The organism is Micromonospora echinofusca (assembly GCF_017614955.1).
Taxonomy (GTDB): Bacteria; Actinomycetota; Actinomycetes; order Mycobacteriales; family Micromonosporaceae; genus Micromonospora; species Micromonospora echinofusca_A.
This window is the reverse complement of sequence record NZ_WVUH01000290.1, coordinates 1-9,474: the sequence shown is the minus strand read 5'-3', so window position 1 is coordinate 9,474 and position 9,474 is coordinate 1. Positions and strand designations below refer to the sequence as shown.

At 74.0% G+C, this 9,474-nt stretch carries 8 protein-coding genes; 5 read left to right on the top strand and 3 right to left on the bottom strand.

Features of this window, described 5'->3' with window-relative positions:
* Positions 1–1,827: non-ribosomal peptide synthetase (locus GSF22_RS25710; RefSeq protein ID WP_244454120.1), on the bottom strand; the 1,827-nt coding region annotated here is incomplete at its 3' end.
* 17 nt (positions 1,828–1,844) lie between these two features.
* Positions 1,845–2,675 (bottom strand): DUF5829 family protein, encoded by an 831-nt coding sequence (locus tag GSF22_RS25705; protein WP_307804322.1) that lies wholly within the window; start codon positions 2,673–2,675, stop codon positions 1,845–1,847.
* A gap of 269 nt (positions 2,676–2,944) precedes the next feature.
* Here GSF22_RS25705 and GSF22_RS25700 point away from each other — a divergent pair, with 269 nt between their 5' ends.
* The 5 genes from GSF22_RS25700 (at position 2,945) to GSF22_RS25680 (ending at position 8,592) form a co-directional block, all read left to right on the top strand.
* Positions 2,945–3,973, top strand: coding sequence for a beta-ketoacyl-ACP synthase III (locus GSF22_RS25700; protein WP_208816310.1), 1,029 nt, complete (start codon positions 2,945–2,947; stop codon positions 3,971–3,973).
* On the top strand, positions 3,970–4,212 hold the full coding sequence (locus GSF22_RS25695) for an acyl carrier protein (protein WP_208816309.1): 243 nt from the start codon (positions 3,970–3,972) through the stop codon (positions 4,210–4,212). Before GSF22_RS25700 ends, GSF22_RS25695 begins: the two co-directional genes overlap by 4 nt.
* Positions 4,213–4,217: 5 nt before the next feature.
* Positions 4,218–5,423, top strand: coding sequence for a beta-ketoacyl-[acyl-carrier-protein] synthase family protein (locus GSF22_RS25690; RefSeq protein WP_244454119.1), 1,206 nt, complete (start codon positions 4,218–4,220; stop codon positions 5,421–5,423).
* Between the two features lie 134 nt (positions 5,424–5,557).
* Positions 5,558–7,129 carry a GMC family oxidoreductase gene (locus GSF22_RS25685; RefSeq protein WP_208816307.1) on the top strand — a complete coding sequence of 524 codons (1,572 nt, stop codon included), beginning with the start codon at positions 5,558–5,560 and terminating at the stop codon, positions 7,127–7,129.
* Complete coding sequence (locus tag GSF22_RS25680; RefSeq protein WP_307804320.1) at positions 7,126–8,592, top strand: aldehyde dehydrogenase family protein; 1,467 nt, start codon at positions 7,126–7,128, stop codon at positions 8,590–8,592. Before GSF22_RS25685 ends, GSF22_RS25680 begins: the two co-directional genes overlap by 4 nt.
* 31 nt (positions 8,593–8,623) lie before the next feature.
* On the opposite strand, the gene GSF22_RS25675 is transcribed toward GSF22_RS25680, so the two are convergent.
* A complete protein-coding gene (locus GSF22_RS25675) occupies positions 8,624–9,334 on the bottom strand; it encodes a DUF5710 domain-containing protein (RefSeq protein WP_208816306.1) in 711 nt (236 codons plus the stop codon).
* Positions 9,335–9,474 lie beyond the last annotated feature (140 nt).

Sequence of the window (9,474 nt, the reverse complement as noted above, 5' to 3'; positions counted from 1 at the left end):
GTCGCTGTCGTCGGCGCCGTCCAGCGCGGCGGCCATGGCGGCCACGGTGGGGGACCGGTAGATCACCCCGACCGGCAGTTCCCGGCCGGTCTCGGCGCGGACCCGCGCGGCGAGCCGGCCGGCCATCAGCGAGTTGGCGCCGAGGGCGAAGATGTCGTCGTGCACCCCGAGCCCGGGAGCAGTGGGCGACGCGGCGGCCGGTCCACTGTCGGCGGCCGGTGCGGCCGGTCCGTCGCCGGTCGCCGCCGGGGCCGGTCCGCCGCCGGGGTTGCCGAGCAGGTCGGCGACGAACCCGGCGAGGAGCCGTTCGGTGCCGGTACGCGGGGCGGTGACCGGGGCGGTCAGGCCGGCGCTGGCCCGGTCCGGCGCGGGCAGGGCGGACCGGTCGACCTTGCCGCTGACGGTCAGCGGCAAGGCGTCGAGGGTGACCACCACGTCCGGTACCAGGTAGGCGGGCAGCCGGTCGGCGAGGAAGGCGCGCAGCCCGGCCGGGTCGTGACCGCTGGCCGCGTACCCGACCAGGCGGGTGGCGTCACCCGCACCCCGGGCCACCACCACCGCGTCGGTGACGGCGGGATGCTCGGCCAGCACGGCGGCCACCTCGTCCGGTTCCACCCGGTGCCCGCGCAGCTTGATCTGGTGGTCGATGCGGCCCAGGTAGTCGAGGTTCCCGTCGGGGTGCCGCCGCACCTGGTCGCCGCTGCGGTAGCGGCGCGCCCCGGGTGGGCCGTCCGGGTCGGGGACGAACCGCTCGGCGGTCAACGCCGGCCGGGCGTGGTAGCCCCGGGCCACCCCGGCACCGCCGATCACCAGTTCGCCGACCTCGCCGTCGGGTACCGGCCGGCCCTGCGGGTCGAGCACGGCGACGTGCACGCCGGTGACCGGTACGCCGATGGACGGCCGCCGACCGTCGGGGTGCACCTGCGCCAGGGTGGCCCAGACGGTGGCCTCGGTGGGGCCGTAGGCGTTGAACATCCGCCGCCCCGGCGCCCACCGCTGCACCAGCGCGGCGGGCAGTGCCTCACCGGCGCAGACCAGCACGGCCAGGTCGGGCAGGGGTTCGTCGGGCAGGGTCGCCAGCACCGACGGTGGCAGCGTCAGGTGGCTGATCCGTCGGGTACGCAGGGTGGCGGCCAGGTCCGGTCCGGGCGCGATGGCGGGCCGGTCCGCCAGGACCAGGGTCGCGCCGGTGGCCAGCGCCATGGCGGTCTCGAAGACCGAGGCGTCGAAACTGGTCGGGGCGAACTGGAGGACCCGGTCACCGGGGCCGACCCCGAACGCGTCGGCCTGGGCGCGGACCAGGTTGGCCAGGCCGCCGTGGCTGAGCTGGGCGCCCTTGGGCCGGCCGGTGGAACCCGAGGTGTAGATCAGGTACGCGAGGTGCCGTCCGGTCGGTGCCTGCGGCGCCGCCCCGGTCACCGGCCCGGTCTCTGCGGCGGCCTCGGCCGGGTCGATCCGGCGGACCCGCCCGGCCGGCAGCCGGTCCAGGGTGTGCGCCTCGGCCACGACCAGGTCCACGCCGGAGTCGGCGAGCATGTAGGACAGCCGCTCGGCGGGGTAGGACGGGTCCAGGGGTACCCACGCACCGCCGGCCAGCAGGACGCCGAGCACCGCCACGACGTACCCGGGCGAGCGGTCCAGGGCGATCCCGACCGGCACGTCCGGCCCGACGCCGTGGCGGCGCAGGTGGGCCGCCACCCGGTGGGCGCGGGCGGCCAGGTCGGCGTAGCTCAGCGACCGGTCGGCGGCCTCCACCGCGACCGCGTCGGGGGTACGGGCGGCGTGTGCGAGGACCGCCTCGTGGAACAGCACGGAATCGCCGGGCATCGACGTACCTATCCTCATCAGGCCGGTGGGGTGAACGTCCAGTGGGCGGTGCCGTCCGGCCGCAGGACCAGACGCGAGGTGTCGCCGAAGACGAACTCCTGTTCCTGCGGCGGTGCCTCGTGCAGGTCGGTGGTGATGTCGAGGACCCCCTCGGCCCCGGTGGTCGACGCGACGAGGGTGATGTCGACACCCGGGCCGCTGATCCGGTACGTCGGCTCGTCGGCGTCGGTGGGTCGCCCGGGTGGGCTGGTGGTGGCCCGGTAGCCCAGGGCGCCGAGCGCGTCGGCCATCCGGGCCGCCCGGGGTGGCCGTACCCGCAGGGTGACCGCGGTGATGTCGCGCAGCCGGCGCCGGTCGCCGGTACCGGTGCCGAAGGCCGCGTCGAGGTAGCCGCTGCGCAGCAGTTCCCCGTCCGGCCCGCGACGGGCGGAGACCGAGTCGAAGTACTCGCCGGTGACCTCGTTGAGGAACATCAGCAGCGGGCTGTCCGCGCCGAGGTCGGCCCGCAGCATGTGGTACCAGGGGTGGACGTCGCCGGTGTCGGCGGCGGTGCGGGTGACCAGCTCGTATTCGCCGCCGATGCCGGGCCCGGTGTCGAGCAGTTCCCGGGCGCGGTGCACCGAACCGGGGTGTTCGAAGGAGAAGACCAGCCCGCCGGTGAGTCGGCGGGGGCCGGGCAGCGCGCCGTCGAACAGCTCCAGGAGGGTGTTCGTGCCGGCCACCCCGAGGGCCGAGTACCGCCCGGCGATGGAGCTGGTGACGTTTTTCGGTTTCACCCGGGCGAATTGTTCACGCAGCATCTCGCAGGCGTATATGTCGCGGAAGGCGGCCGGGTCGACTAGGACCACAACGTGGTCCAGTAACGGGGTCGGGATGGCGCGCGAATGCGTCTGCGCGAATGGCACGTCGATTTCCTCTCGCCGTTTTCCGGGCGTTCCACCACGGGATGCAGGCGTGGTCAGCCTAATTTCGCCGCGCTGCGTCGGAGTACTGGGGGAAACCCCAACGGGCGGAACCTAGGGGGCGCGATGCGGGTGTCGCAGTGTTAACTGGTTACCGGTCCGCACTCAATGAAATCCAAGGGATTCAATATGAATCTACCCATTCGGTGGGTACCGTGACGACCCGGTCGGCCGTACTCGCCGGCGTCGGTGGCTGGGTGCCGCCGCGCGTGGTCACCAACGCGGACCTCTCCGCCGGACTGGACACCTCGGACGAGTGGATCCGGTCCCGGACCGGGATCGTGCAACGCCACCTCGTCGATCCGGGCACGTCCACCTCGGACCTGGCGGTCGAGGCGGCCCGGCGGGCCCTGGACTGCGCCGGCACCCCCGCCGTGGACGCCGTCGTGGTGGCCACCATGACGCCGGACCGGTCCTGCCCGGCCACCGCCCCCGAGGTGGCCTCCCGGCTGGGACTGACCGGGGTGGCCGCGTACGACGTGGGAGCCGTCTGCACCGGGTTCGTCTACGCGCTGGCCACCGCGGCCGGCCTGATCGCCACCGACCTCGCCGACCGGGTCCTGGTGATCGGCGCCGACGCACTCTCGGCGGTGACCAACCCGGCCGACCGCACCACCGCCGTGGTCCTCGCCGACGGGGCGGGGGCGGTCGTGCTGCGCGCCGGCGCCCCCGACGAACCCGGCGCCCTCGGCCCCTTCGACCTGGGCAGCGACGGGGAGGGCAGCGACCTGATCCAGGTGGCCGCCGGCGGGGCCCGGCAACGGCTGTCCGGCCGGCCGGTCGACCCGGCCGCGCACTACTTCACCATGGACGGCCGCGAGGTGTTCCGCAACGCGGTCCTGCGGATGTCCGCCTCGTCCCGCACCGTCGTGCGACGCGCCGGCTGGCAGCTCGACGAGGTCGACCGGATCGTCAGCCACCAGGCCAACATCCGCATCCTCAACGCCCTCGCCGACGACCTCGACCTGGCCCGGGACCGGATCGTGGCCAACATCGACCGGGTCGGCAACACCGGTGCCGCCTCCATCCCGCTGGCCCTCGCCGACGCCGCTGCCACCGGTGTGCTGACCCCCGGCGACCGGGTCCTGCTCACGGCCTTCGGGGGCGGTCTGACCTGGGGGTCGACCGTGCTCGTCTGGCCACAGCTACCACCGACCGAACACCACGAGGAGCGTGCGACATGACCGACGTGTACCAGCAGGTGGTGCAGATCCTCACCACCCGCTTCGAGGTGGAACCGGACGAGATCGGCCCGGACGTGACCTTCGAGGAACTGGAACTGGACTCGCTGTTCATGGTGGAACTGGCCCTGGTCCTGCAGAAGGAGTTCCACATCAAGATCGCCGACGAGGACACCACCCCGCGTACCACCATCGCCGCCCTGGCCGGCGTCATCGAAGCCTCGTTGGCCCGCGCGGCGTGACCGGGATGGAGACCGTCGTCACCGGCCTGGGGCTGGTCACCCCGGGCGGGATCGGCGTGGCGCGGACCTGGCAGACGGTCTGCGCCGGGACCTCCACCGCAGCCCACGACCCCGACCTGGCCGGCCTGCCCGTCGACCTCTCCTGCCGGGTACCCGGTTTCGACCCGCGCGCTACCGTCGGCCGCCGTCACTGGCAGTACGACCGGCTCGTGCAGTTCGCGCTGGTGGCCGCCCGGGAGGCGGTGGCCGACGCCGGTCTCGACCCGACCACCTGGGACGGCGCCCGGGTCGGCGTGGTGATCGGCGTCGGCATGTGGGGGGTGACCACCACCGCCACCCAGCACGCCGTCCTCGCCGCCGAGGGTCCCGAGGCGGTCTCCGCGCTGCTGCTGCCGATGATGCTGTCCAACATGGCCGCCGGGCAGGTCGGCATGGACCTGCGTGCGGGCGGACCGAACCTGGTCACCGCCACGGCCTGCGCCTCCGGCAGCACCGCCATCGGCCTGGCCCACGACCTGCTGCGCAGCCGGACCTGCGACGTGGTGGTGGCCGGCGGCACCGAAGCCGGCGTCACCCCCCTCGTCGTCGCCGGGTTCGCCCAGATGGGCGCCCTGTCCCGGCGCGCCGACCCGACCGCGTCCCGGCCGTTCGACACCGGCCGGGACGGCTTCGTCCTCGGTGAGGGATGCGGCCTGCTCGTCCTGGAGCGCGCCGCCGACGCCACCGCCCGGGGCGCCCGGGTCCGGGCCCGGCTGCTCGGCTTCGGCGCCAGCGCCGACGCGCACCACCCGACCGCCCCCGACCCGGAGGGCCGGGGCGTCCAGCGGGCGGTACGGGACGCCCTGCGTGGTGCCGGTCTCGTACCGGCCGACGTGGACCACGTCAACGCGCACGCCACCGGCACACCCGCTGGTGACCTGGCCGAGGCGCGGGTACTGCGTCGCCTGCTCGGCCCGGCGCCCGTGGTGACCGCCAGCAAGGGCGCCCTCGGGCACGCCCTCGGCGCCGCCGGTGGCATCGAGGCGGCCCTGACCGTGCTGGCGTTGCAGCACGGCCTGGTGCCGCCCACCGCGAACCTCGACGACCAGGACGGTGACATCGCCCTGGACGTGGTCACCAAGGCGCCCCGGACGCAGCACATCGAGGTGGCGCTGAGCAACTCGTTCGGCTTCGGCGGCCAGAACGCCGTGCTGGTCCTGGCCGCCGCCTGACCGGCATCCGCCGCCAGCCCACCAGGGACCGGCAGGCGGTGACACGACACGTCGCCCGTGCCGACCCGTCGGCGGGCGGTGACACGACACGTCGCCCGTGCCGACCCGTCGGCGGGCGGAAGGGGGCAGCACACGTGGCAGCGACACCTGACGGCGCGGACGTGGTCGTCGTCGGCGCCGGATCCGCCGGCTGTGCCCTGGCCCGCCGCCTGGTGGACCGGGGACTGCGCGTGGTCCTGCTGGAAGCCGGCGGAGCGGACACCAACCCCGACATCGCCACCCCCGGCCGGCTGGCCTACCTGTGGCACGCCGAGGAGGACTGGGCGTACCACACGGTGGCGCAGCCGCACGCCGGTGACCGGCGTCTGCACTGGCCCCGGGGGCGGGTGCTCGGCGGGTCCAGTGCACTCAACGGCATGATCTGGGCGCGGGGGGCCGCCGCCGACTACGACCACTGGGCCTACCTCGGCAACGACGGCTGGTCGTGGGCGGACGTGCTGCCGGTCCACCGGCGGATGGAGGACCTCGACGCCGGCCGGTCCGCGCTGCGCGGCGCCGGTGGCCCCATCCACGTGCTGTCCCGGTACCGCCCCGACCCGATCTTCGAGTCCTGCGTCAAGGCGGCCCAGGAGACCGGGGTACCGGTCAACCCCGACTACAACTCCGGTGAGCTGGACGGGGTGTCCCACACCCAGTTGACCATCCGGGACGGCCGGCGGCAGAGCGCCGCCGAGGGGTACCTGCGCCCGATCGCCGACCATCCGGGGCTCACCGTCGTCACCCGGGCCCACGCCCGCCGGCTGCTGTTCACCGGGGACCGCTGCACCGGCGTGGAGTGGGAACGCGACGGGCGTACCGCCACCACCCGGGCCGACGTCGAGGTGATCGTCTCCGCCGGCACCGTCGAGTCCCCCCGCCTGCTGATGCTCTCCGGACTCGGTGACGCCGCCGAGCTGCGCCGGCACGGCATCGACGTCCGGGTCGACCTGCCCGGGGTGGGCCGCAACCTGCACGACCACCTGCTCGTCCCGGTGATCTTCGGTACCGGCCGACCGGTCGGCCGATCCCCGGAGCTGTCCCCGATGCAGAGCCACCTGTTCTGGCGTACCCGCTCCGGCCTGCCGGTACCGGACGTCCAGGCGCTGCACTTCCCGGTCCCGATGTACCAGCCGGGGATGTCCGGCCCACCCGACGGGTTCACCCTCCAGGCCGGTCTGGTCCGCCCGGTGAGCCGGGGACGGATCCGCCTCACCGGCGCCGACCCGCACGCGGAACTCGACATCGACCCGGCCACGCTCGCCTGCGCCCAGGACGTGGAGGCGCTGGTCGACGCGGTCATCCTGTGCCGGGAGATGGGCACCGCACCGTCCCTGACCGGCGAGTGGGCCGCCCGGGAGATCTACCCCGGCCCGCAGGTGCGTACCCGCGACGAACTGCGCGCCCACGTCCGCGCCACCGCCGGCACCTTCCACCACCAGGTCGGTACCTGCCGGATGGGCGCCGACGACCGGGCCGTGGTCGACGCCCGGCTACGGGTGCACGGCGTACGCGGACTCCGCGTCGCCGACGCGTCGGTCATGCCGGCGGTGACCACCGCCAACACCAACGCCCCGGCGATCCTGATCGGCGAACTGGCCGCCGACTTCGTCACCGCCGACCACACCGACCTCGTCGCCGCCGGGCACAGCAGACAGGAGCAGCCGTGACCGACACCGTGGCAACCGAGCAGGTGACCAGGCTGTTCGTCGACGGCGACTGGGTGGACGCGGCCGAGGGCGGTCAGGGTGTCTCCGTGGACCCGGCGACCGGGCGGCCCCTGGCCCGGTACGCGCAGGCCGGCCCGGCGGACGTCGACGCGGCGGTGACGGCGGCCCGCGCCGCGCTCACCGCTCCCGCCTGGGCCCGGATGACCGCCGCCGCGCGCGCCCGGCTGCTGTGGCGGATCGCGGAGCTGCTCGACGAACACGCCGACACCCTGGCCGAGCTGGAGACCCGCGACCAGGGCCAGCCGTTGCGCGCGGCCCGGGGCTGCGTGGCCGCCGCCGCCGAGCACCTGCGCTACTTCGCCGGCTGGTGCACCCGGATCGAGGGGACCACCGTACCGGTGTCCTACCCGGACACCCTGCACTACACCCGCCGCGAACCGGTGGGGGTCTGCGCCCTGATCGTGCCGTGGAACTTTCCGCTGCTGATCGCGGTCTGGAAACTCGCCCCGGCCCTGGCCTGCGGCAACACCGTGGTACTCAAGCCGGCCGAACAGACCCCGCTCACCGCCGCGTACCTGGTGGAGCTGTGCCGGCGGGCCGGTGTACCGGCCGGCGTGGTCAACCTGGTCACCGGTGGCCCGGACACCGGCCGCAGCCTGGTCGCCCACCCCGGGGTGGACAAGGTGTCGTTCACCGGCTCCACCGCCGTCGGACGGGAGGTCGGGCGGGTCTGCGGCGAACACCTCAAACGGGTGACCCTGGAACTCGGCGGCAAGGCACCGGTGATCGTCGCCGCCGACGCCGACCTCGACGCCGCAGCCACCGGCTGCCTGCGCGGCGGGCTGGTCAACAGCGGCCAGGCATGCACCGCCTACACCCGGTTGTACGTGCAGCGCTCCCGCGCCGAGGAGTTCGCCGACACGCTCGCCCGGATGGCCGGCGCGGTGCGGCTCGGTCCCGGCCTGGCCCCGGACAGCCAGCTCGGTCCGCTCGTCTCGGCCGAACACCTGCGCCGGGTCGACGACCTGGTGCGTACCGGCACCGCCGAGGGTGCCCACCTGGTGACCGGGGGCGTACGCGCCACCGCCGACGGGCTCGCCGACGGCTTCTTCTACCCGCCGACCGTGTTCGCCGGGGTACGCGACGACATGACCATCGCCCGGGCGGAGATCTTCGGACCCGTGCTGTGCGTCCTGCCCTACGACGACCCGGCGGAACTCGCCGACCGGGCCAACGACACCGACTACGGGCTGTCCGCCGCCGTGTGGACCCGGGACCTGTCCACCGCCCACCGGCTCGCCGGGGCGATCCGCGCCGGGGCGGTCTTCGTCAACATGCCGCCGCAGCCCGACCCGGCCGCCCCGTGGGGCGGGTTCAAGGCCAGCGGCCTGGGCCGGGAGATGGGCGCGGCGGCGATCGAGGCGTACACCGAAATCAAGGGGGTGTGGGTGCACACCCCCTGACCCGTGCCGGTGGGCCCGTTGCCGGGTGATCTCAGCGCCGGACGTCCCGGGTGGTGCGGTCGGCGACGACGGCACGGGCGTTGGCGTCCGGTGGCTCGTTGAGGGTGATCCCCGCGTCGGTGAGGATGCTCAGATCCAGTCTCCAGGTGACCCGGGAACGTCGCTCCCAGAGCTGGAAGGCCCCCTCGACATGGGTGCGTGCCTGGGATGCCGTCATGCCGGTGACGCTCATCAGGTGCCCGAACGCCTGCTGCTCCAATCCCTTGATCTGCGCCAGGCCGAAGTGCGTGACGGTGTGACAGTCGGTGCAGAGACAGATGAGCCGTCCCAGCCGCTGGACCAGGTCCGCGTCGTCGTAGGACCACCGTTCGTGGACCTCCAGCCAGCGCTTCTGCTGCGGCGCGGCGCTCCGGTCGCAGACCTCACACCGCTGGCCGGCCCGACCGACGACCATGCGTCGCAGCCGCTCCCAGTCCTTCGTGGCCACGCAGGACCGGACGTTGGTGAACCAGCAGGTCCGGGGGACCAGGTCGACGAAGAGCCCGGTACCCAGGCTCCGGTCCTCGCCAGGGAGCAGCTGCGGTACCTCCGGTGCGGCGGCCCACCGTTGCAGGGCGGCGATCCCCGGCCGCGGCGCATACCACCGACGCGCCGCAGCGTCCCAGCGCGCCCCGGCCGCCTTGGCCTCGTCCTTGTCCTGATACGCCACATCGAGCCACAACCGCTGACCGCTGTCCACCATGACAGCGAACCTAGTAGTGCTTTGTTAGGTTGGGACGAGTTGGTGGCAGAGAGGGCAGAACCCGAGCCAGGTCGCGAGTAGGTACTGCAGTTGCCGCAGGACGGCGTAGAGGCTCAGGTCTGCCCCACTGCTTTTGGGCG